The organism is Leptospiraceae bacterium (genome assembly GCA_024233835.1).
In the GTDB taxonomy this organism is placed as follows: Bacteria; Spirochaetota; Leptospiria; order Leptospirales; family Leptospiraceae; genus JACKPC01.
Window position 1 is genome coordinate 313,238 of record JACKPC010000001.1, and the last position, 21,267, is coordinate 334,504.

At 34.8% G+C, this 21,267-nt stretch carries 24 protein-coding genes; 13 read left to right on the plus strand and 11 right to left on the minus strand.

The genetic code is table 11. From position 1 onward, the window contains the following. Positions 1-41: 41 nt before the first annotated feature. The 3 genes from mltG to H7A25_01495 are packed head-to-tail and all read right to left on the minus strand — an operon-like array spanning position 42 to position 3,047. Complete coding sequence (gene mltG / locus H7A25_01485) at positions 42-1,082, minus strand: endolytic transglycosylase MltG (GenBank protein ID MCP5498548.1); 1,041 nt, start codon at positions 1,080-1,082, stop codon at positions 42-44. Next, positions 1,054-1,632, minus strand: coding sequence for a phosphoribosyl-AMP cyclohydrolase (locus tag H7A25_01490; protein ID MCP5498549.1), 579 nt, complete (start codon positions 1,630-1,632; stop codon positions 1,054-1,056). Before H7A25_01490 ends, mltG begins: the two co-directional genes overlap by 29 nt. Then, the gene (locus H7A25_01495) at positions 1,632-3,047 is read right to left on the minus strand and encodes a hypothetical protein (protein MCP5498550.1); all 1,416 of its coding nucleotides are present in this window, start codon (positions 3,045-3,047) and stop codon (positions 1,632-1,634) included. Before H7A25_01495 ends, H7A25_01490 begins: the two co-directional genes overlap by 1 nt. A gap of 266 nt (positions 3,048-3,313) precedes the next feature. Here H7A25_01495 and H7A25_01500 point away from each other — a divergent pair, with 266 nt between their 5' ends. Continuing rightward, entirely contained in the window at positions 3,314-4,249 is a 936-nt protein-coding gene (locus tag H7A25_01500) for a DUF3293 domain-containing protein (GenBank protein MCP5498551.1), read from the plus strand. A gap of 37 nt (positions 4,250-4,286) precedes the next feature. Further along, positions 4,287-4,850, plus strand: coding sequence for an orotate phosphoribosyltransferase (gene pyrE / locus H7A25_01505; GenBank protein ID MCP5498552.1), 564 nt, complete (start codon positions 4,287-4,289; stop codon positions 4,848-4,850). 151 nt (positions 4,851-5,001) lie between these two features. Here the strand turns inward: pyrE and H7A25_01510 are convergent, their stop codons facing one another. Together H7A25_01510 and H7A25_01515 are read right to left on the minus strand one after the other, a co-directional pair. Continuing rightward, positions 5,002-5,706 carry a hypothetical protein gene (locus H7A25_01510; protein MCP5498553.1) on the minus strand — a complete coding sequence of 235 codons (705 nt, stop codon included), beginning with the start codon at positions 5,704-5,706 and terminating at the stop codon, positions 5,002-5,004. A gap of 2 nt (positions 5,707-5,708) precedes the next feature. Then, positions 5,709-6,251 (minus strand): metal-dependent hydrolase, encoded by a 543-nt coding sequence (locus H7A25_01515; GenBank protein ID MCP5498554.1) that lies wholly within the window; start codon positions 6,249-6,251, stop codon positions 5,709-5,711. A gap of 98 nt (positions 6,252-6,349) precedes the next feature. On the opposite strand from H7A25_01515, the gene H7A25_01520 reads away from it, so the two are divergent. Then, positions 6,350-6,526 (plus strand): hypothetical protein, encoded by a 177-nt coding sequence (locus H7A25_01520; GenBank protein ID MCP5498555.1) that lies wholly within the window; start codon positions 6,350-6,352, stop codon positions 6,524-6,526. Between the two features lie 77 nt (positions 6,527-6,603). Here H7A25_01520 and H7A25_01525 read toward each other — a convergent pair whose 3' ends face one another. The 4 genes from H7A25_01525 to H7A25_01540 all read right to left on the minus strand — a co-directional run bounded on the left by H7A25_01525 (position 6,604) and on the right by H7A25_01540 (position 9,497). Then, positions 6,604-8,016, minus strand: a complete 1,413-nt coding sequence (locus H7A25_01525) for an FAD-binding oxidoreductase (protein MCP5498556.1) — start codon at positions 8,014-8,016, stop codon at positions 6,604-6,606. Between the two features lie 89 nt (positions 8,017-8,105). Next, on the minus strand, positions 8,106-8,768 hold the full coding sequence (locus H7A25_01530) for a rhomboid family intramembrane serine protease (GenBank protein MCP5498557.1): 663 nt from the start codon (positions 8,766-8,768) through the stop codon (positions 8,106-8,108). Between the two features lie 7 nt (positions 8,769-8,775). Beyond that, the gene (locus tag H7A25_01535; GenBank protein ID MCP5498558.1) at positions 8,776-9,321 is read right to left on the minus strand and encodes a DinB family protein; all 546 of its coding nucleotides are present in this window, start codon (positions 9,319-9,321) and stop codon (positions 8,776-8,778) included. 2 nt (positions 9,322-9,323) lie between these two features. After that, positions 9,324-9,497 (minus strand): hypothetical protein, encoded by a 174-nt coding sequence (locus tag H7A25_01540; GenBank protein MCP5498559.1) that lies wholly within the window; start codon positions 9,495-9,497, stop codon positions 9,324-9,326. A 134-nt stretch (positions 9,498-9,631) separates the two neighbouring features. Here H7A25_01540 and H7A25_01545 point away from each other — a divergent pair, with 134 nt between their 5' ends. Next, positions 9,632-10,018 carry a hypothetical protein gene (locus H7A25_01545; protein ID MCP5498560.1) on the plus strand — a complete coding sequence of 129 codons (387 nt, stop codon included), beginning with the start codon at positions 9,632-9,634 and terminating at the stop codon, positions 10,016-10,018. Between the two features lie 246 nt (positions 10,019-10,264). On the opposite strand, the gene H7A25_01550 is transcribed toward H7A25_01545, so the two are convergent. Both H7A25_01550 and H7A25_01555 read right to left on the minus strand, forming a co-directional pair. Then, on the minus strand, positions 10,265-11,326 hold the full coding sequence (locus H7A25_01550) for a WYL domain-containing protein (GenBank protein MCP5498561.1): 1,062 nt from the start codon (positions 11,324-11,326) through the stop codon (positions 10,265-10,267). Positions 11,327-11,374: 48 nt separating this feature from the next. Continuing rightward, positions 11,375-11,635, minus strand: coding sequence for a hypothetical protein (locus H7A25_01555; protein ID MCP5498562.1), 261 nt, complete (start codon positions 11,633-11,635; stop codon positions 11,375-11,377). Positions 11,636-11,818: 183 nt separating this feature from the next. On the opposite strand from H7A25_01555, the gene cas6 reads away from it, so the two are divergent. From cas6 to H7A25_01600, 9 genes are all read left to right on the plus strand, one after another. Further along, positions 11,819-12,736: a CRISPR system precrRNA processing endoribonuclease RAMP protein Cas6 gene (cas6, locus tag H7A25_01560; protein MCP5498563.1), complete on the plus strand. Its 918-nt coding sequence runs from the start codon at positions 11,819-11,821 to the stop codon at positions 12,734-12,736. After that, positions 12,736-14,604, plus strand: a complete 1,869-nt coding sequence (gene cas10 / locus H7A25_01565) for a type III-B CRISPR-associated protein Cas10/Cmr2 (protein ID MCP5498564.1) — start codon at positions 12,736-12,738, stop codon at positions 14,602-14,604. Before cas6 ends, cas10 begins: the two co-directional genes overlap by 1 nt. Next, a complete protein-coding gene (gene cmr1, locus H7A25_01570) occupies positions 14,591-15,778 on the plus strand; it encodes a type III-B CRISPR module RAMP protein Cmr1 (protein MCP5498565.1) in 1,188 nt (395 codons plus the stop codon). The genes cas10 and cmr1 overlap by 14 nt, the downstream gene beginning before the upstream one ends. Before the next feature lie 88 nt (positions 15,779-15,866). Further along, a complete protein-coding gene (locus tag H7A25_01575) occupies positions 15,867-17,120 on the plus strand; it encodes an ATP-binding protein (GenBank protein ID MCP5498566.1) in 1,254 nt (417 codons plus the stop codon). Next, on the plus strand, positions 17,113-17,793 hold the full coding sequence (locus H7A25_01580; protein ID MCP5498567.1) for a nucleotidyl transferase AbiEii/AbiGii toxin family protein: 681 nt from the start codon (positions 17,113-17,115) through the stop codon (positions 17,791-17,793). Before H7A25_01575 ends, H7A25_01580 begins: the two co-directional genes overlap by 8 nt. Beyond that, on the plus strand, positions 17,774-18,064 hold the full coding sequence (locus H7A25_01585; GenBank protein ID MCP5498568.1) for a hypothetical protein: 291 nt from the start codon (positions 17,774-17,776) through the stop codon (positions 18,062-18,064). The genes H7A25_01580 and H7A25_01585 overlap by 20 nt, the downstream gene beginning before the upstream one ends. Before the next feature lie 12 nt (positions 18,065-18,076). After that, positions 18,077-19,180: a type III-B CRISPR module-associated protein Cmr3 gene (gene cmr3 / locus H7A25_01590; GenBank protein ID MCP5498569.1), complete on the plus strand. Its 1,104-nt coding sequence runs from the start codon at positions 18,077-18,079 to the stop codon at positions 19,178-19,180. Next, the gene (locus H7A25_01595) at positions 19,173-20,867 is read left to right on the plus strand and encodes a nucleotidyltransferase domain-containing protein (protein MCP5498570.1); all 1,695 of its coding nucleotides are present in this window, start codon (positions 19,173-19,175) and stop codon (positions 20,865-20,867) included. Before cmr3 ends, H7A25_01595 begins: the two co-directional genes overlap by 8 nt. Then, positions 20,857-21,243 (plus strand): HEPN domain-containing protein, encoded by a 387-nt coding sequence (locus H7A25_01600; GenBank protein ID MCP5498571.1) that lies wholly within the window; start codon positions 20,857-20,859, stop codon positions 21,241-21,243. The genes H7A25_01595 and H7A25_01600 overlap by 11 nt, the downstream gene beginning before the upstream one ends. Positions 21,244-21,267: the final 24 nt, after the last annotated feature.

Consider the following 21,267-nt stretch of genomic DNA (forward strand, 5'->3'; position numbering starts at 1 on the left):
AGCCATCGGTGGCTCACTCACGATTTTAAAACTTATTCAGATTATTTATACTTAGAATCAATGTATTTCTTTTTAGCCTTGATATGTTCGGTTAAAGTCTGAGAAAAATAATGAGAGCCATCTGGTTTGAGTAAAAAGAAAAGATTCCCTGAATCAATCGGTTCATAGGCTGCTTTTAAAGAAGCGAAACCCGGGTTTGAAATGGGTCCCGGTGGATATCCACTATGTAGATAGGTATTATACGGTGATTCTTTTTTTAGATGGATTTCAAAAAGACGTTTTTTAGGTTTATCAAATAGATACTGAACAGTAGCACAACTTTCGAGTCTCATACCTTTTTCAACTCGCTTGAGAAAAACACCCGCCATCATAGGTCTTTCTTCATCCCTCTGAGCTTCTCTCTCTACTATAGAAGCAAGAATCACTCGTTTATGTCTTTCTTCCGGGCTAAAACCTTTTGCTGTTGGGATTTTTTTTAAATTCCTAATAAAACTTCTTATCATCAGTTGAACTATATCTCTGGCTTTATAATGATAGGGAACCCAATAAGTATCCGGGAAAAGATAACCTTCAGAAGTTGTTGCCGGAATCTTAAATTTCTCCAGGATTTCTTTATCAGAAGCGGCCTGTAAAAATTCGTCTCTGGACTCTGCTATATTCTTCTTCACCAGCAGGTCACCAATTTGTCGGTTATTATAACCTTCCGGAACTGTAAAAGAGCGTAATTTTACCTTTCCCGCTACCAGAACAGAAAGTATTTTTTGAGCGTCCATGCTATCATCGAGACTGTAGATTCCCTGTTTCAAGTTTCTGGCATTGCCCGTAAATTTCAAAAGAAGCTGGAAGTAATAACTGGAACGAATGAGTTTATTCCGCTTTAACCTGCGGATAATTTCAGTAGAGCCCTCTCCCGGATTAATGATAAACTCTACTTTTTTATCTCCCCTTCCCATCGGTCCACCCTTGACCGTATCTAACCAGAGTACAGACATAAAACCTGAAATAGCTAGAATGAAGATTCCAAGAATAAGGTATAAATAGAATTTCGGATTTCTAAGAGCGTTTTTGATTGTATCTAACATTCGATATAAACCTATTTTCTCCTACTATATGTAACAAGTCATTCTCCTTATATTCCCTATAAAAACAGGAATAACGTCCGGTATGACAGGCAGCTCCTTCCTGTTCTACATAATACAAAAGAAGCTTTTCACTTTCCGAAAAATGAACCGAAATAAGGTGCTGATAATGTCCGCTAGTTTCCCCTTTCAACCAACTAGCATTTCTAGAACGGCTAAAATAAGAGGCTTTTCGTGTTTTAAAGCTCATTTGCAAACCTTTACAATCGGTAAAGGCTTGCATTAAAATATGTTTATCCGTATCCAGGCAAATTACCGGGTATAACCCTTCTCCTAATTGAAAATTTTCCTGAACTTCTCGAAAAGAAAGAGGATTTCGTTTTTTTTCGTGTAAAAAAAGAAAGGAATCTTCATCGCAATCCAGCAGTAAACGGCCTTTTCCGGCCGATTCTAAAAAGGCCGGGACAGAAAAGGGAGAATTGGCTTCATACTTCTCAAAACCGGTAATATCTCCCTTTTCATCCTGATAGGTTAGATAAACGGGCTTTTCCATTAAAAAAGTTTTTTCAAAGAGTCAACACCGGGCAGGTTCTTTTTTAATTCTTCCTGGAACTTGTCTTTTAAACCTTCTGAAAGAGCGTCTTTCAGGATATCCTTTAAAGAAGGAAGAGGAGATACGATACTAAGATCCGGGTTTGCAACATTACCGCTGGACTTAAAGGTTAAAAATAGCATATCCTCTTTGATGAAACCGGAAAGAATTTTATCCTGAATTTTTTTTAAATTTTCTTCACTCAGCTGAGCTGTTTTTAAAGAAGTCTGGATGGAATCGATCAGGGGTTTGGAATCATTCCTGGAAAAGGTCATATCTGCATGAAACAGATGCTGATTATTGGTTACCTGGATCCAGCTTTCTTTTTTCAAGGACATAGTATAATGTTTTGTAGGTAGACGAATATCATCCTTAAAAGTAAGAACCCCATGTCCATAACTGGCCTGAAAGGAAGCATCCTCTTCGAGTTCCGCTTTTTCTGAAAGGGATTTCATGTCCGAAGAAAGTAGCCCCTGTAATTGTGAATTCAGAGCATCAAAAGCAGCCATTGCTGTCACATAGGAGCCTTTCAGAAGTTTTAGCTTAAAATTCAGCATGGGATTTATCCCACCGGTTTTGGAATCAAAAGGAGCGACTTTTCCATTGGAAGCTAAAAGAAACTTTGAAAGTTCTTCTTTCTTCCTGTTTAAAACAAGCAATTGGGAGGAGGAAGTGAAATCTATGGAGTTGTGATTTTCGAGATCCTTAGGATTTACATCAATAAACCCAATAACGAGATCCAGGGTGGAAATCTTTAAAAACTGAGAAGTTTTCTGAACGTAAATATTAATACCGGCATTTTTTAATCCGATTTGCTCTAATTTGGCTGCTATCGGTAGTTCTTTTATATTGAAAGGTTTTTCAGCTTCTTTACTCTCATTAGCTTTATCTTTTTCAGCTTCTTTTGGGTCCAGAGCCGGGTTCAATTTACCGTTTACTACTTTCGGCATGGTAAAAAGGGTATTTAAGTTAGTTCCGCCGTTTTCTTTCAGGACTATATTGGCATTCATATCCTGAAGGATGAATTTTTTTACCTCAAAACGTTTTTCCAGAAGAGGAAGGAGGCTGAGTTGTAAATCTACGCTTTTTATCCCTAAAATTTCATTCTCCAGGGGTTTTCTCTCTTTGAGAGGAGTTCCTTTATCTGCCAGCAGATCACGTTTACCGACCTTAATACCCTGCACCTCAATAGAAGAAAACAGGGATAAGAGGTTAATATTTATCTTCTGAATTTCAGCTCGACAATTTAAGGAGGCTTCAAGTTGACGAACCACCAGATCAGGGGTAATAAAAGAGCTTAAAAAATAAATTCCGGCGATTAAAACAACGAGCAGGATTCCAAAAAAACTGGTTAATAATAGGAAAAACTTTTTCATAAGAGACTTCTACTTAAATAATTTTAGTATGCCCTCATTTTTTCCGGTAAGTGAGCGAGTCTATGTATTAAAAAAACTCCCGGCTTTTTTGAAGGGATACTGATTTTAACACATAATTTTTAGGATAAAAAGAACTGTCAACGGGTTCTTTGAAGTAGGAGCCATAATCGAAGGCTTAGTAAAATTTTTGTTTACTTTTATTTTTTTCGAAGTAGAAATATTGGGTAAATTATGGGTATATATATTCCATTATTTCGGGTAGGAAAGTGAATCAGAGACTTTTAAACGCGTACGTGAATACGGATTATCTGGTATTTTTTAAAGAGAAGCCATTTCAACTGATACCGGGTTCTCCTTTACCTGAGCAACTACTTGAGTTATTAAATCTCAAAAAACTCAAAACATTTGCTTATATTACCGCCTATAACCCGAATTCTTTACTTCAGGAAAACTCAGAAAATGTGAAGAGGCAAGAAAGCTTAAAAGCGGAACTTGTACGTAAAGAACGCTGGATACTGCCCGGCTATAGTCAATCGAAGAAAAAGGATTGGGAAAGAGAAGAAAGCTTCTTTGTTGCCGGAATTTCTTTACCGGAAGCCATGCACCTGGCGTATCAATTCTCGCAAAATGCCATTCTTTTTGGTGAATTAGAAGGTTTCGTCGATTTAAAATTTTTATATGAGCCTTGCCGGATAAGCGAAATGAAAAACGGAGATTTTCAACTCCATGATGAATATCAAAGAACAAAACAATGTTCTTCTTCCTTTCTTTCTGAACCGAGAATTCGCCGGTATCTGGATATTGTGTATTTACCGGTGGACCTTTATCAGGAACTATTTGTAGATACAATTCCTATTTTTGTATACGGAACCTTAAGAGCGGGTGAGGTAGGAAATCGATTTATGAAAAATACTACATTATTAGAATCTAATGTACTGATTTATGGTTATGAACTTTATAGTAACCGATATTACCCTTATGCTGTACCTTCTGAGGATTCAAAAGATTGGATTCGGGGAGATATTTACCTTGTAAGTCATGAAACCCTCTACAGTCTGGATGAATACGAGGGGATTCGAAGCGGAGAATATAAACGTATATTTGATTATAGGTTGGGTTGTTATTTGTATATTGCCGGAAAAGATCTACCGGCCAAAATACAGAAAATCCCTTCAGGTGATTGGAGGGAAAGGAATTTTTAGGCTTTACAGAAAAGGCCGTAAATTGTTTATCCGCAGTATGGATACTTCAAACCTTTATGATACACTTTTTGAATACATGAAAAAACATGTATACAGATACTCGGACACACCTATCACCCTTGCTTCCGGTAAAACATCCCATCATTATTTCAACTGCAAAGAAATCAGTATGCATCCGCAAAGACTGCAATTACTGGCGCGTTATTTTGTTGAGAAATTAATCCCTCTCCGGATAGTCAGCACTCCTGAAGCCATAGGAGGCCTGACCCTGGGTGCAGATCCCATATCCTATGCGATTTCCCTTGAATTTAGCAGACAGGATAAACTTGTGTATCCCTTGATTGTCCGCAAAGAAACGAAAGATCACGGAATTAAAAAGTTAATAGAAGGGGCTTTATCATCCGTTAAGACCTGTCTTGTCGTAGATGATGTGATTACCACAGGAGGTTCCACTATCAAAGCTGTTCATGCTTTAAGGGATAATGGCATCACGGTTAAACAGGGAATTTGCATTCTGGATAGAGAAGAAGGTGGAAAAGAAGCTCTTCAGGAGATCGGAGTGGAAATGTATTCCGTATTCCAGAAAAGCAATTTTATATAATCTGAAAATGAAGCTACAGGCTCTTGCAGCTTGCTTTTCTTTAATAGATAAGCCTGTTTTAAGACACGCTGTAAGCAGTATTTTAAATGTGCGGGGATTTTACCCTTCTTTGCGAAACGGTTCTTTCCCCGGTCTTTGATTAGAACAGAAACTACTTCCAGGCAATGAAGTTTCTTCCATTGTATTTATATACAATTTCTTTTCGGTTTTCTTTTATTTTAACGATACGTAAACGGTTGCCACTTGTTTTCTTGTATTCCTCATTGACTCTTTCATCAATGATTTCCTTGACTCCATCTCCATCAATATCTTCAAACTTGATCTTGTGCCAGGTGAGTTCTGTAGAGCTCTGGTTTTCAAGTTTATTCCCGATGAATTCAGAACTAAAAAGAACTTTATAAGAATTATCTTTAATAGATAATAAAAGTCCTTTCTCTTTGACCAGGCCTTTTTCTATGCAACCGGAGATTACCCAGAGTTCAGATTGGCCGTCTCCATCTATGTCTACAAGGCTGTATTTACCGGTACAGTTCTTAAAGAAATTTCTCTTAACTTCCCAGTTTTTTCCTGAGTATTCTAACAACCATAGCTGCCAGGACTCTGCCTTATCTTTTCCGTTAACCGAAACAATGGCCTGTGTTTTATTTGCAGTGATACAGGAGTATTTCCAGGTAATTGGCCATAAACCTTTCGGAGCAAATAGGGTTTGAACCAACTTTTTATCGAGTCCCGGAGTAAAATCTGCATTATCAGAGCATTTGAGTTTAACCATAGGACCATTTTTTGCAGAGATGGACATAGCTGTTATCAGACCTGCTAATAACAGGAAGAAAAAATTTTTTAACGCTCTGTTCATTTTCATATCCTCCTGTTGAATATTTTCCTTCCTATAAAAAGGACGTATAACCCTAAAAACACAGGTACTACGATATACGTCAACTCAGAAAATAGTACAAGAAGACCTTTATCCGAAAAAAAGTATGCTCCTATGGGAGATACTTTTATGGGTCTATAAGAAAAGAAGTAACGCTTAGAAATAAAGGGACAAAAAAAGCATACACCAAGACCTCCATTTGTCATAGCATCTGTTAATCCGTGTGAAAGGGTAGATAAAAAGAACAGGAAAAAAACTCTCCAACTTTCTTTTTGCTGTATTTTCTTTGTTTTATAGAGCAAAAGGATTAGAAAAGAAGAAAATAGTAGTGCAAAAGGTATAGAATGGCTGATTCCCCTGTGTCCGAAAATATGTGAATAAGGAATTCCAAAATAGAAGGCCACAACATCTAAGTCCGGAATGATAGCACAGAGAATGGCTACGAATAACAACAGGGTGTCTTTTCTTTGAAACAAGCTAAACTTGATTCCATATGCAAGAACGGCATGACTGAAAATAGTTGGCATATTTTCTCCCATTTTTTTGCTACTCTATTTTGATAGATCCACCGTGTAAAGACTTATAAGCGTAGAATCCTCCGGGGCAGTTTCTTTTTCGTAAACAAATGAGTGGAGTTTCCTTCAAGAATTGCAAAGACTATTCGACTTCTTATTTTGACGAAGATTCTTTTACATACCACTATAAAAATTGTAAGAATAAGGATGATCTGGATTCCTGCGAAGTTGAATCTTATAATGAAGTGGAACACCAAAAAAATAAACAAACGAAAGAAGAGGAATAATAATCCAGCACTAACAGAGTTTGATTGGAGATTAGAGCTTAGTTCCAAGCACTTATCTCCAATCTTGAATTAGCCTTTCAAATTACTTTTCCGGGGTTCATGATTCCTTTCGGGTCAAAAAGCTTCTTAATCTCTTTCATAAATATTATCTCAGCTTCTGTCCTGGAAAAACCTAAAAAGTCTTTCTTTAAGAGACCGATACCATGTTCAGCACTGATAGAACCTTTATATTTTTGAATCAAAGAGAACATTGCGGGGTCTACTTCTTTACAGGCCTTAAAAAAGTCCGGATCCAGCATATCTTTAGGTTTTATAATATTCAAATGAAGATTCCCATCTCCAATGTGGCCAAAAAGAGCAATTTCAAATCCGGGATATTTCTCATTCAAGAGGTTCTGCATTTCAGAAATAAACGCGTCCATATTACGTAAAGGCAGGGATATATCATTCTTATGAACCGTATACTTGATAGAAAGGCTTTCGCTAATCCCCTCTCTGTATTTCCAGAAAGTTTCGGCCTGTCTTGAATTTTGAGCCACGCTTCCATCGTCGATAAGCTCTTTTTCTGTGATAGATTCGAGAAAAGTAAAAAGTTTTTCTTCATCAGATTCTTCCTGTATTTCAAATTCCATCAATACATAATACGAAGAAGCAACTGCAAATGGATTAGAAAGTCCCAGGTGTTCCTTTACTTTTTCCATACAATAATCACTTAAGAACTCAAAACACAAAAGGTTCAGCTTAAACTGGTGGGTTTCTTTAAAGATATTGAGTATATTCTTATAATCAGATACTGCTAAAAATAGAACGCGGGTATCCTGAGGTTTCGAGGTAAGTTTCAAACTAAGTTCGGTTATGATTCCGAGACTTCCCTCTGAGCCGATAAACAGGTGCTTTAAATCATAGCCCGTATTATTCTTCAATACTTCTCCATTAAACTCAAGCCTTTTTCCATCTCCGGTAATCACCACCATACCAAGCACCCAGTCTCGAACAAGACCGTATTGCACGACTCTGAGTCCGCCGGCATTTGTAGCCACATTGCCACCTATTTGAGAAGAACCTGTTGCAGCAAAGTCTACAGGAAAATAAAAACCTTTTTCTTCTACTAACTTATGCACGTTCTTACTGATCATCCCGGCCTGAACTTTTACCGAACCGAAGAAGGGATCAAAATCCAGTTCTTTGTCCATCTTTTCAAGACTGATAACCATTTCTTTTTTTGAAGCTACAGCTCCACCTGCATAACCGGTTCTACCCCCTGAAGGCACAATTTTAATATCATGCTGGTTGGCAAATAAGACAAGACTTTGAACTTCTTCTGTATTTTTAGGAAAAGCTAAAATATCAAAATCTGCTTTATAGATTTTCGTTCTATCCATTCCGTAGTTCAAAAAACTATTTTCATCCCAGGTCTTATCTTCGCGAAATAGTACAGTTCCTTCTTTCAATAAGGATTTTAATTCTTCTTTTTTCGTATTATCTAACATACTCGTCCCTCGAAGAAATGTTTGCCATAAAAAGAAAAGACGTCTACTCTTTTATTTTGAAGCTTTGATGAAAAGGAGATTATACCGGGCTAACGGTTAGAAACGAGATAAAAAAGTATAAGGGTGAGAGTAAAGAAAGCGAGGTTTATCAAAAAACCCTTTTGTAGCTTTTCTCTTTCTTCGGGGTTTAAAAGATAAGCGGTTACGAAAACAGAGAAGAAGCCGGCCAGATGCGACCAATGGGCTATTTTATCATCTTCAAATAAACCAATAAAATCCGAGTATATCATTATCCAGGCAACAGCAAAAACGGGAAAAAAAACCCTGTAACCTCCCACTCGAATACTTAAAGGAGAAAGAAGGGCTGAAACTGCCGCAAGTCCGGAAATAGCACCGCTGGCTCCGACTACCGGATGCGGATCAGGATAAATGTAACCTCTGATAACAGAATCTGCAATTACTGAAATAAAACCTGCCATGAAGTAAAACAAAAGCCACTTGACTTTACCCACCTTTTCTTCGACAACTCTTCCGAGAAAAAAAAGAAAGGCAACATTCGAAAAAAGATGTCCCGGTGAAGAGTGAAAGAAGATGGAAAGTGTCCAGTTATCGGGGAAAAACTCACCGGGGTAGGATAGGAAGTAATGATTTATAATAGAAGTAGGTATAAAAAGTATCACTAAAAAATAAAACAGAACCAAAAAAAAGGTGAAACCGGCTGTAAGAGGGTATTCCCAGAATAAATTCCAGATGAGCAAATTAGGCCTGAGATTCTAAACGTTTTTGTAAACCGATAAGGTGAGAATACTCATGAAGACCCATAAGCCAGAGCCAATCAAAAAGATGCAAAAAACCAAATATAGGGTGCTCATAACCCCGTTTTTCCAGCTCTGTTCTGGTTTTATTTTTGCAGACAGATAACATTTTATCTTCTGCCTTCTTTAGAAGTTCCTTAATTTCTTCTCTACTGTATTGGTTTTTAGGAGCTACATTTTCCGGGTTCTTCACCCCGCTGGGTTTTTGCAGGGCCTCAAAAATAGATGAGTATTTCTGAGTATAGTCCTTCGGACAATCAGAACCAAATTTACCTGAAAGTACAGCCGGAAACGGTCTGACGGAGTTCAGCTGGCTCAAATAGATATGCTCCATTAGCAGAGAAATGGACCAGGGGTTTCCTTCCGGCTTATAGGTAAAAAAGTGTTCCGGTACCTGCTCGAGGGTTTTTAGTACTTCAGAACGAATGGTTTTCCACTGTTCTAAAACATCCTCTATAGCAGGTAATTCGTTAGAAAGTTTTAAAATCATGTTTATTTGGAAGTTTTAATGATTCCTTCTCTTTCTAATTGTTCCGCAAAGTTCGCACCAAAAGCCGTAAGTAAAAGATTTACGATAAGACCGGGAGCTACTCCCAGACCGAAAATAGGTACTCCGACCCCAATGATGGCCACGATATACAGTGCATAGTTCCAAAAAAGTTCCATATACTATCTCCTTGTACCAAAATCTGAAAATATCTAAAAAAAAACAGTAAAAAAAAGAAATACGAGAATTCTCATTTCCCGGAAAATCAAAAAAAGCTGGCAGAAAATGCTATCCTGAGAAATATCATGAGATCATGAATCGACTTTACTATGCCTTACCCCTACTTTTTTCCCTTTTTGTAACCGAACTTCTTTTTTCTGGTGATGTCCCTAAAGAAAAGCCAGCTTTCATTGAAATGACCGTTCATGACTTCATGGAAGACTACACCAAACCTGCGACCAAACTCGCAAGGAAAGGAAAAAAAGAAAAGCTTGTCGAAAGCCTTAAGGTTATGCCTTCTATGGCTTTAGAATCCCAAAAAGAAGACTGGGAAAAAATAGTCAATAAAGCTCTCAGTTCCGGTGATTATAAGGCTTCCTGCAAGAGCTGTCATTCTAAATATAAGAAAAAGTATAAAAAAACCTACCGTAAAAGGCTGGTAAAAGTTCCTTCCGAACTCCTTGAACTTTTTAAAAAGTAAAATAATTTTCCCATGGCTGCCGGTGCTTATGCTGAGCGATACAGCAGTATAAACCGACAGTCAGAAACGAAAAACTACTAATCCCTAATTCCTCCCTTTGAACTCGCTGTGACAATTAGCCGGGAATTGTTGTCCGGGATGCGGGTTTTCTTCCATACGTTTCAAGCGGATGGACAGATCATATTCTGTCCTTACAGGGATGGTAATGTCTTCGAAAGCCACATCATCGAGTAGTAAGTGCGGGACTTAATAGAACTTTTGAAAGATCTCCAAAAACTCCTGCTTTATTTTTTCAGGACCTACAATTTGCAAGACTCCATTCCAATAAAAAACATAACTAAAGACTTCTATTTTATCGTAGGTTTTTACTTTCCAGAGATAATACTCGCTCTTCTTCTCCCACTCTCCTAGCATCCCTTTCTTTCGTTTCCTTAGAGCCAAATAATTTTCAAAAGGAACCGCTATGTGAATTTCATAAGGCTCTATTTTCGAATTAGTCGAGAGAGAAAAAGAATTTTTGTAAAACTCTGATATAGAAAATTCGGGTATTTCCGGGTAATAGTAATATTCATTCACAGATGCTTTTTTTGCAGATAGAGCTTGAATACTATGAATCAGGTATTGATTAAAAAATTTCTCATTTATCTCCCAACCGATTAATACCCAGTGTCCATCTTTTGCATAGATTTTTACCGGCACAAAGTCTTTAATTTCAATCACTCTATTTTCTCTGTCCTTCTTGTAAGAAAATTGAACAATCATTCTTTTTTCAATGCAAATATCGAGAAAGGTTAAGAAGGCTATCGGCATATCCTGTATATACAACTGGTTTAAAATATCCCAATCGAGATTACCTTTCAGATTAATAATAGCAAGGGTTAATATACTCAATAAACGATAGATGCCAGCTTCTTTTATCTCTTCCGGTTTCGCTTTTTTTCTATTATAGACCGAGAAAAAACTACCTGTCCGGGTTCCGCGAATCTTTAAACTTTCACCACTTTCATTAATAATGCGTTTTGCATTCTTTATAGTTCTACCCCAATCATCTTTCTCCAGGGTATCATGAAAGGTTTTGAGTATATCTTCAATCTCTTTTGCTGATGTATTATTTTCCGCCTCTTCTTTTTCCGGATAAAAGAAACGGGAACCCGATTCAATTAGACCCAGAATTTTAATTTCCTCCAGGACTTGAAAAAGAGTTCTTTTTAATAAATCATTATCTTTAATAGAAAATTTATCCAGATCCCTTTTCAGGATTTCTGAAGTAAAATGTAATTTCCTTAAAAAATAGTTTTCGTCTCTCATGAAAGTTCTTTCCGGAGATACTTTATTATAGTATCTCCGGCGTATATATTAATTTTTCTTTTTTATAGATGTGAACCTGATGATAAACTCAGGGTCTCTTACTACAGAACTCTCCAACATATTGGATTGTTCAAAACCCCTTTTATTATCTCGAATAAATTTTCCTGAGAATATGACGGTGTCCCCTTTGGAAAGTTCTGCAAGCTCTTTATAGACTTTAGAATTCAGAGCAATCATAGATTTTGCATTAAGATCACTTAACTCATTATTCCAGGTCTTGTAGTCAATATCCATTTGTTCTTCTTCCATGCCTTATCCTTTACATATTTTGGGACAAGTATAAGGTATATACCGGCTTCAATAAAGGACGCAGGCGTACAAATAAACAAAAAAATGAGATGTTTTTTCAAATACTTCGAATAAGTTATTTTAGTTGTCATAATAAATATACTTGTTAAATTATGGACAATCGCTCAATTATATTCAAAAACTATGAATAAGTCATTATTATCCCGCTTATCCTTTACCCGCCTGTCGGTTACTCTAAAGCCGGAGGCTGAGTTTTTCTTTCCTTTTTTCCCGGGTTCTCTCATCCGGGGAAGCTTCGGACATGCCCTGAAAGAAGCCTTCTGCGTGGTTCACGGGAAAGATTGTCCCTCCTGCCACCTCTCGTCCTCCTGTGGCTATTACAGGTTGTTTGAGAGCCAGGATCCGACTCTTTCGGGAACCGGTTTTCGCTTCAAACCCCATCCGTATAACCTGTCTCTTCCGACTAAGAGAAGTTTTGAAGAAACAGGTACACTCAAATTTACTCTCACACTCCTGGGGAACTTTTCCGCTTATATTCCTTATCTCATCTATGCCTTTGAGTTAATGGGCAAAAAAGGACTGGGGAAAGGCAAAGTCCCCTTCTCTATCGATTCCGTAAAAGATGGAATCAATGGAAATAGTCTTTATAAGGATGGTAAGCTACATTCTTCGCGCTTAGAACAAATCAGCATTCAGGAATATGTATGCAGGGAAGAATTCAGAGAAAATACGGATTACGAATTGCAGTTACAATCCCCTGCCCGGATTGAAGAAAAGGGAAAGTTCTTCAAGGAATTGAAAGCCGCAGACATTCAAAAAAGTATACAGCATCGTTACAGGCTCATGCATTCCTTCTACGGTGAATTGGTAGATGAGGATCTGCAAATAGAGGACTTAAGGCTTTCCTGCCAATCTCAGGAGTTTGTTGATTGGACAAGGTATTCGAATCGAAAACAGAACCGACACAAACAGGGGGGAATTGTGGGTAGCTTTCTATTAGAAAAACCGGATAAAAAGACCTATGAGCTTATAAAGGCAATGGAAATTTTACATATCGGAAAACAGACCAGTTTCGGACTGGGAGAGGTGAAGGTAAGGTAATGGAGGATAAGAAATATCTAATTCTTTTTAGTATAGGTCCGGTTCAGAGCTTTATTGCACAGGCAAGAAAAACTCAGGATTTGTATGCCGGTAGTCAATTACTCAGTGATTTAGCCAAACAGGCACTGGCAATTGCAAAAAGGGAAGCTAAATCTTTTAAACCAATATTTCCAAATCAGGATGAATTGAAATACTATCCTAACCGTTTTTTAGCAGAGTTTTCTCATGAGAATCCGCAGGGGTTCGGGGAAGAAGTAAAGAGAAAACTCAGGCATTTTAAAGAAAAAATTGTAAATGACGTTTTTCTAAACATAGATAAACCGGAAGGTTTTAATGCACAAATCGAAGACTTCTTAGAAATCTTCTGGGTAGTCGTAGATTATAACAGTGATTACAAAACTGCATATAAAGAAGCCGAGCGACTCCTGGGAGCCATAAAGAATGTTCGTGTATTCAAACAGCTCAATAATGGCAAAGGCGAAGTTGGTAGAAAATGCTCTGTAGATGGTCAGTACAATGTGAAGTTTTACCGTAAAACAGAAAATGATAAAGATGATAACAGACTTCTTGAAAAAAAACTATTTCAATCAAAAGAAGACGTTATATTGTTAGAACAATCCATTCAAAAACCTTTCACTCTGGCACAAATACAACCCGGGGAAGGTCTTTCAGCAATGAGTATGCTGAAAAGGTTATATAAGATAGATGGAAACTTTCCTTCTACTGCCGGAATTTGTTTGAAACATAAACTTCACGATCTGGAGAAAATGAATTCTACTAATTGCTTACTTAATAATTTGAAAAGCTATACAGAGCAAAAAATCGGCCATTTTGATGAACAGTTCTATTTTAAAGAAAACCATTCTAAAAACTATTTCAAGAAATTTGGAATCAATGAAAATGATTATTTTGAAATATATAAATCCTTTAAATTCAATTATGATAAAATTGAAACCCATATTTTTGGAGATAAAAATCAGGATAACTTTAAATACTACGCCATACTGACCTTTGATGGAGACAGTATGGGAAAATGGTTGTCGGGAGAAAATATAAGAGATGCTCAATTATACAACTTTCACACCGAGCTATCAGAGAAACTGAGTGACTTCGCTTCAGAGGCTTCTTCTTTAATCCAGAACGAAAAAGGTAAGACTGTCTATGCCGGTGGGGATGATTTTTTAGCTTTTGTCAATTTAAACTATCTCTGGGATGTATTGGATAAACTACGGGAAAGATTTAAAGAAAAGGTTAATAATCCTCTAAAAAACAAATTTGGTTTCAATGATAAAATTACTTTCTCGGCAGGAATTGCCATTGCACACTATAAAATTCCTTTAAAGATAGTCCTTGGTGAAGCTCGGAAAATGTTGGAACACGCCAAAGATATTGATGAAAAAAAAGATGCCTTTGCCATTACCGTTCTCAAGCATTCCGGTGAGACTCCCTCCACAAGGATGAAGTGGTATTCTAAAGACGAGAAAACGCTTTTTCGCCTTCATGTTGATGTTTCCAAAGAATTAACTGCTAAACTCAATTCTAAAAACAAAGTTTCCAATAAGTTTATCTCGGATTTCCACAGAGAGTTTGCTTCTTTGATTGATAAAAATGGTGAGGTCGGTGTAGAAGACGAAATATTAAAATTTGAACTTTCCAGATTAGCACAGAGAAAAGTTCCGAAGGAACAAAAAGAAGAAACAAAGCAATTTATAGAAAATCAACTATTTCTACTATATCGGAATAAAGAATTTTTAAATTTCATCCAGTTCCTGCATATCTGTGATTTCATAGCACGCCATACCGAAGCGGAAATTTACGATGATAAAGCGACGGAACAACAAAAGGAGCTTTCCCATGCCAATGCATAAAATAACCTTCGAATGCGAACTCATAACTCCCCTGTTTATGGGAAATGCCAACCCTAATGATTGTGAACTACGTGCTCCCTCCATCAAAGGAGCCATGCGCTTCTGGTGGCGAGCCATGCACGGAAATATGCCCATAGATAAACTTCGAGAAAAAGAAGAAGAAATCTTCGGTGGAACAGAGAAAGGAAGGAGTAAGGTGATTGTGCGGGTGGATTCATCAAGACTTAAAATCTCTAAATCGTCTTATAAAGAAGAAATTTGGGATAATATTAAAAAAGCTCCTAAAGCTGGAAAAGAAGGGGAAGCTTATTTATTTTATTCTTTATTAATGCAACATGAACGAAGATATTATAATGGAATTTTTCAGATAACTCTAAGCTCTGCTTCTAAAAAAGATTTATTAGAGTGTTCTGATGCATTTTTTCTACTATCTTTTTTTGGTGGAGTCGGAAGTCGTTCACGAAGGGGAGGTGGAAATTTCTATATAAAAAAGGTTACAGATAATCAAAGACTTTTATCTCAAGATTATTTCATTGAAAATGATAAAGATCTCAAGATTTATATTACTAATTTTTTAAAAATCATTAGTAATAAATATAATATAAAATCATCTACTAAAACTCCTGATTTTTGTAATTTAAGCAACTGCAAAATTTATTTAATAGAAAATAAAGATCTTAATTTTATCGGAATAGAATTTAAAAACTTCAGAGACAGAAAGCCTAAATCAGATTATAACGGGATTAAAACCTTTTTGCAAAATGGTGAAGTACCACAATCATTTAAAAAAGCTATTTTCGGTTTACCATTATCTTATAGGTATGGAAGTATTTATGATAGAAAGAATGCTCCAAGTGCTTTAATTGAAGCCATATCCGGTAAAGATGTTATAGATAGAAGTGCTTCCAGTTTATTTTTTAGAAAACAAAAAAACTTTTTTATTATTTTAGATTTTCATACAGTTTTATTACCTAAAAACTCCAGCCTCCTAATCAAAGATACAACACAAAAAAAAGTAATTTCAGAGATAAAAAAGGAGTATAATATTCTTTATGCTAAAAAGGAAAGCATAAGTTTAAATTATTCACCTAACAGCTTAAAACAGGATTTTATAGACTCCATAAAAAATATAAATCTTATTTATCCAATTAATGAGGTCCACTCCCGTGCTTAAAACATACTCAAAGAACCATCAAAAGCAGAAATTCTTCTTGATTTTGCATATTTTCTTCCCATAATGGATTTATTAAGGATTAACAACCGTGATAATTGAGTTTAAAGTAAAAAATATTCGTTCAATTCGTGATGAATTGGCTTTTTCTATGCAGGCAAATGCCTCTGTGAGTCGGAAAAATGAGTTGCCGGATAATTTGATTTTACATGAGAACGAATCCTCTTTGTTGAAATCAACAATTATCTATGGCAGGAATGCCTCCGGAAAAAGTAATATTCTATATGCTCTGGTAAAACTACAAAAGTTACTCCGGGAATCGGATAGTTATAAAGTAGAACAACAAATTCCAATTTATGAACCTTTTCACTTTGAAGAAACTAGTGTGAAAGAACCATGCAGAATCGAAATTAAATTTTTAGTAGAAAATGAAGATTTACAGACAAAAATAAAATACGAATATAAAATAGAATTTAATGAAAACCATATTCTTTATGAGTCTTTGTCTTTTTATCCTAAAGGACAAAATGCCAGACTGTTTGAAAGAAAAATTGGAAATCCAATTATATATGGTGATTACTTGAAAGGTAATAAAAAGCTAATAGAAGATACTCTTTTAGACAATCAATTATTCTTATCTAAAAGTGCCAGCTATAAATTAGAACATTTAAAAGAACCTTATCTTTATATTACCGGTAAGATTTATCCTTTTATTGTTCATGATAACAATTTTGAAGATCATATTGTAAAAGTAATTTATAAAAAATTAGAAGATCCTATTTTTAAAAATAATTTATTAGAACTATTAAAAGCAAGCGATACCGGCATTGTGGATATTTTCTCAGAGAAGTCACCGGGAAAAATATATACATCTCATCGTTTTTTTCAAAAGGAAGAAGAAAAATCTTCATCCCATTTTTCTTTAGATTTAGAATCTCTTGGCACAAGAAAACTCCTAATTATTGGTGGTATCTTATTATTGAATTTACAACATGGAAATTTGATTGTTATTGATGAGTTGGATAAAAGTTTACACCCACATCTTACCAGAATGCTTATCCGTTTAATACACAGTAAGAGGAACAATCCTTACAATTCTCAATTAATTTTTACCACCCATGATAGTTCTCTTATGGATGGAGATTTGTTTCGTAGGGACCAGATGTTTATTACCGAAAAAGATTATTATGGTAATACTACAGTTTATAACCTCGCTTCTATCAAAGGAGTTCGCAAGAATATTCCCTTTGAAAAATGGTATCTGGGTGGAAGTTTTGGTGGAGTTCCAGTGTTATATGAGCCAGAATTGGTATTTAAACAGTATAGAGGAGTATCTAATGCTTAAACTCGCAAGTCCCGAACAAAGAGAGTTTTACGAAACGATTCTTTATCCCATGCAGGATGTAATATTTTCTCTTCTGCAATCAGACAAATTTTATCTCACCGGTGGAACCTGTCTTTCGAGATTCTATTTTAACCACAGGTATTCGGATGATCTGGATTTCTTTTTTATGGGACAGGAAGATGAATTAGAAATCTTTGAATTAGAATGTAATAAAGTGTTTCAGAGAATCGAAACAGATTTCAAACTGGAAGTTTCTATTAATAATAAATCCTTTAAGCGTATTTTTGCTTATAAAAATGAGAATCCTTTGAAGATAGAGTTTATCTACGAAAATTTTCCACTTATAGGAAATAGGATAAAAGAAAAAGGAATCCTACTTGATACAAAAAGTAATATTGCTTCTAATAAAATTACAGCTATTCATGATAGAAAAACTTATAAAGATTATTTCGATCTGTTTTTTTTACTAAAGGAATTTGACTTAAAAGATTTACTCAAATGGGCAGAATTAAAAAAAGTTCCTTTAGATTATGAGGGTACATTACTTTCTCTAAGTCTTGGAGAGTTGGAAGGAGATGTCTTTATGATACAGAATATAAAAGAACCGGATTTTAAAGAATTTATGAAAAAACTTACCGGAGAGATTTTAAAACATGCAAAAGAGATTTCATAAATATTTTTGGGACGGTCTGGAGAACTGGAGTCCTGAATTTCAGCTCAGGCGTATTATTGAATACGCCAGTTTTCCTGATTTGATTCACTATCCATTTAATGAGGTAAAAGAGAATCTTTCTAAAATTCCTTTAGAAAAACTTAGAACAGGGGATTTACGAAAAGAGTTTATTATAAAACTGGCTCCTTTTGTAAGTGGTGCGAATACATGGGAAGAAGCCATCTGGGCAATGATTGATTGCTATTTTCAAGAAAATAAAGGAGCCGCTTAAATGCCAACTGTAATGATAGAACCTTTAGACACATTGTTTTTCCGGGATGGAAGACCCTTCAACATGGGAGACGAAACCTGGGCAGAAGGGATGTTTCCTCCAAACCCGAGTGTGATATATGGGGCACTCAGGAGTGCTTATTTTTCTTTATACCCTGATGAATTTCAATATGCAGGGACAGAAAATGATCCAAGTAATAATATCGCCATAACAGATATATATTTCTGTGAACTGTCAGATAAAAATGAAAAATACTTTTATTATCTAACTCCGGCAGATATTTTAAAACCCAAAAATAAAAAATCTGGAAACTATGATTATCAACTCATATCCTCAAAAAATACTTCTTTAGAAAATAAAATAAAAAATATTCCTCTATATAATATTTCTGAAAACCTTATCAGATTAGAGAATACTTTTATTACAAGAAGAACTTTCTTAAAATATATTCAGGCTTCAAATAAAGAAAAAGTTGAGACAGAAAGCATCAATTCTTTTATCAGTAATGAACCTAAAATTGGAATAGGTCGAGAACGAACAAAACATGCAGCAAAAGACGGTATGCTATATCGTACTAACATGATTAGAACTGCTAACAAATCTAAAAGTGACAGAAAACTTCATTTTGTCATAACTTATAATTTTGAAGGAGATAAAGAGTTCATTATACCCGATACAACCCTTTTGAAATTGGGTGGAGAAGGAAAAGTCATCAATATTAATTCGATAAATCCACAATCAGACATTCTTTTATCAGAAAACTTCTCATCTAAATATATTAAGTTCTATTTAAAAACTCCTTTAATCACAAATGATTTAATTCCAAAAAAGATTTATGAGTATATTAATGAATATTTAAAAGTAGAAGTAGAAAATATTACTCCTATAACATATAAGCCTATTTATATAGGTGGATTTGATCTGAAAAATAAGAAACCAAAAACAATGTATAAGGCTTATCCTTCCGGTTCTATTTTCATTGTAGAAACAAAAGAAAAAGTAACCTATACTAATAAAATATTTAAGGAATGCATCAATCATTCTCTTTCTGAAAAACGAGAAAAAGAAGGATACGGCCTATTTCAGTTAGCCAAATTTGGAGAAAATAATGAATAACGAATTATATATAATCACAACTGTAGGAACTTCAATATTTACAAATTTTTTTAAATATTACGAAATTAAAGATGAAAGTCCTCCCTCTGAATTTAAAGACATATACAGGGATTTAGATAAGTGTGCTTACTCTATTGATGATTGGAGGAAATCGGAAAATGATAGAAATGTTTTAAAAAATAATAATGATTTCAAAGCTTTTTATAAAGACAACGATAACGCTTCCGCAGAAATAAAAAGTATTAATAAGATTATTGAAAAAAATCCTAATAAAAATATCAACATTCATCTATTAGCTACTGAAACAGTACTATCAAGATTAGCATCTGAAATAATAATGGAAGTATTTGCTAAAGAGAATATAAATATAACTTTCTCAGAAAATGACATCATCCCCAATCTAAAAGTTTCTTTTGACAATCTTAAATCTGAAGAGGAGAAGGAAGTTATCAATCAGGGTTTTGAAAATTTTATACAAAAGTTATATACTCTCATTACTGATTATAAAAATAAAGGAAAAGTCATTTTAAACATCTCCGGTGGATATAAAGCACTTACTCCTTTCACAACAATCATCGGGCAATTAGAACAGGTTCCTCTTAACTATATCTATGAAGATAGTAATACTTTAATAGAGATAAATCCTATACCTATTAATTTTGATATAGGAATTGCTGAATTATATTTGCCGTATTTGGAAGATGCATCTTTAAGCGATCCACAAACGATTCCTCTAGTTGCAAAAAAGAATTTGGAAAATTGGAAATTAATTCAAATAAATGAAGAGGGTCTTTTTAAAAAAACTATCCTGGGCGAATTATTATTAATATATTTTGATTCAAATGCTTCTCTTTCCAAAAAATCTCTGGGATTTTTTGTTGAATATAAAGTGTTTGAATACTTTGCAAACAGACAGTACCACTCTTTAGATGAAACAAAATTCTGCATAGTGAAGCTAGGAGAAAAAATTAAATCCAAAAGCTATCCAAACCCAGAAGAGATTGATATTCTCTTATTTGAAAATCAAGAAAAAACTAATTCTAAAGTAGTGTTTATCGAAATAAAATCTTTATCTCAAAGCTTTAAAGAAGATGGAATTATAGCTCGAATGAAAAAGAGATATGAGATTGCCAGAGAAAAAAACTGGAATTTGATAGAATATTCCTTAATTGTTTACTTTCCCAATTTTGAAAATATCCGTGATAAAATTGCAATTTATAAAAAATATAAAAGGGAAGCTGAAGTTCTTGGAATCCAATTTCGAGTTTTTTATTTCAACGTCCCGATTTCCAATGAACAGGTTCATTATCAGAATTTCTTACAAAATAAACTAAATGAACTTTGTGAATTAAGCTTATTTGATGAAGTAATGGATTCTTTGAGATCTGTTATTAATCAAGCATTAGAAATAATTACGAGTTCCGGAAATCCGCTTAAAGTGTATTTATTTGGCTCTGCTGCTCGTAGACAAATGCATAAAGATAGTGATTTAGATTTTTATATAATAGAGGAATCTAATGGAGAAGAAAAAAATAGAGCTGCAAAATACTATAAATCCTTACACAAACTAATAAAACCGAAAGATATTATCGTAAGAACAATAGACGAATTTGAAAATAATAAGAAGAAGATCAATGCACTTGAGAATGATGTTTTTTATGAGGGAATTTTATTATATGAGAAATAGCTATAATGATGCCATGAGCTGGATAAAAAATGGTGATGAGGATTTACATTCTGCAAAAATACTAATTGATAACAATGGATCTTTGAGAAATATTGGTTTTCATTGTCAACAGGCAACAGAGAAATATCTCAAAGCATTTCTTGAGTTTAATGAAATACGGTTTCCAAGAACCCACGAACTGAGTAATCTATACTCTATTTGTTTTGAGATAGATTCTTCTATTGATATTGATTTAAACTTTTTATCGAATTTTACTGAATATGCAGTGGATATCCGATATTCTAAAAATCCTGATATTGATGAAAAATCCTTATACACCGGTTATAATTATGTTCAGGCAATTAGAAGTAAAATATTATCAAAAATCAAGGAATAACCATGTATAGACTAGCAAAACTAT

What these genes read in the sequence shown, in the direction of transcription:
- H7A25_01600 (MCP5498571.1), top strand. Translation starts at nt 20,857, where the DNA reads ATGAGAAATAGCTATAATGATGCCATGAGCTGGATAAAAAATGGTGAT.
- H7A25_01595 (MCP5498570.1), top strand. Translation starts at nt 19,173, where the DNA reads ATGAATAACGAATTATATATAATCACAACTGTAGGAACTTCAATATTT.
- H7A25_01525 (MCP5498556.1), bottom strand. Translation starts at nt 8,016, where the DNA reads ATGTTAGATAATACGAAAAAAGAAGAATTAAAATCCTTATTGAAAGAA.
- H7A25_01550 (MCP5498561.1), bottom strand. Translation starts at nt 11,326, where the DNA reads ATGAGAGACGAAAACTATTTTTTAAGGAAATTACATTTTACTTCAGAA.
- H7A25_01510 (MCP5498553.1), bottom strand. Translation starts at nt 5,706, where the DNA reads ATGAACAGAGCGTTAAAAAATTTTTTCTTCCTGTTATTAGCAGGTCTG.
- cmr3 (MCP5498569.1), top strand. Translation starts at nt 18,077, where the DNA reads ATGATAGAACCTTTAGACACATTGTTTTTCCGGGATGGAAGACCCTTC.
- cas10 (MCP5498564.1), top strand. Translation starts at nt 12,736, where the DNA reads ATGGAGGATAAGAAATATCTAATTCTTTTTAGTATAGGTCCGGTTCAG.
- pyrE (MCP5498552.1), top strand. Translation starts at nt 4,287, where the DNA reads ATGGATACTTCAAACCTTTATGATACACTTTTTGAATACATGAAAAAA.
- H7A25_01495 (MCP5498550.1), bottom strand. Translation starts at nt 3,047, where the DNA reads ATGAAAAAGTTTTTCCTATTATTAACCAGTTTTTTTGGAATCCTGCTC.
- H7A25_01585 (MCP5498568.1), top strand. Translation starts at nt 17,774, where the DNA reads ATGCAAAAGAGATTTCATAAATATTTTTGGGACGGTCTGGAGAACTGG.
- H7A25_01490 (MCP5498549.1), bottom strand. Translation starts at nt 1,632, where the DNA reads ATGGAAAAGCCCGTTTATCTAACCTATCAGGATGAAAAGGGAGATATT.
- H7A25_01540 (MCP5498559.1), bottom strand. Translation starts at nt 9,497, where the DNA reads ATGGAACTTTTTTGGAACTATGCACTGTATATCGTGGCCATCATTGGG.
- H7A25_01545 (MCP5498560.1), top strand. Translation starts at nt 9,632, where the DNA reads ATGAATCGACTTTACTATGCCTTACCCCTACTTTTTTCCCTTTTTGTA.
- H7A25_01555 (MCP5498562.1), bottom strand. Translation starts at nt 11,635, where the DNA reads ATGGAAGAAGAACAAATGGATATTGACTACAAGACCTGGAATAATGAG.
- cmr1 (MCP5498565.1), top strand. Translation starts at nt 14,591, where the DNA reads ATGCCAATGCATAAAATAACCTTCGAATGCGAACTCATAACTCCCCTG.
- mltG (MCP5498548.1), bottom strand. Translation starts at nt 1,082, where the DNA reads ATGTTAGATACAATCAAAAACGCTCTTAGAAATCCGAAATTCTATTTA.
- H7A25_01515 (MCP5498554.1), bottom strand. Translation starts at nt 6,251, where the DNA reads ATGCCAACTATTTTCAGTCATGCCGTTCTTGCATATGGAATCAAGTTT.
- H7A25_01580 (MCP5498567.1), top strand. Translation starts at nt 17,113, where the DNA reads ATGCTTAAACTCGCAAGTCCCGAACAAAGAGAGTTTTACGAAACGATT.
- H7A25_01520 (MCP5498555.1), top strand. Translation starts at nt 6,350, where the DNA reads ATGAGTGGAGTTTCCTTCAAGAATTGCAAAGACTATTCGACTTCTTAT.
- H7A25_01535 (MCP5498558.1), bottom strand. Translation starts at nt 9,321, where the DNA reads ATGATTTTAAAACTTTCTAACGAATTACCTGCTATAGAGGATGTTTTA.
- cas6 (MCP5498563.1), top strand. Translation starts at nt 11,819, where the DNA reads ATGAATAAGTCATTATTATCCCGCTTATCCTTTACCCGCCTGTCGGTT.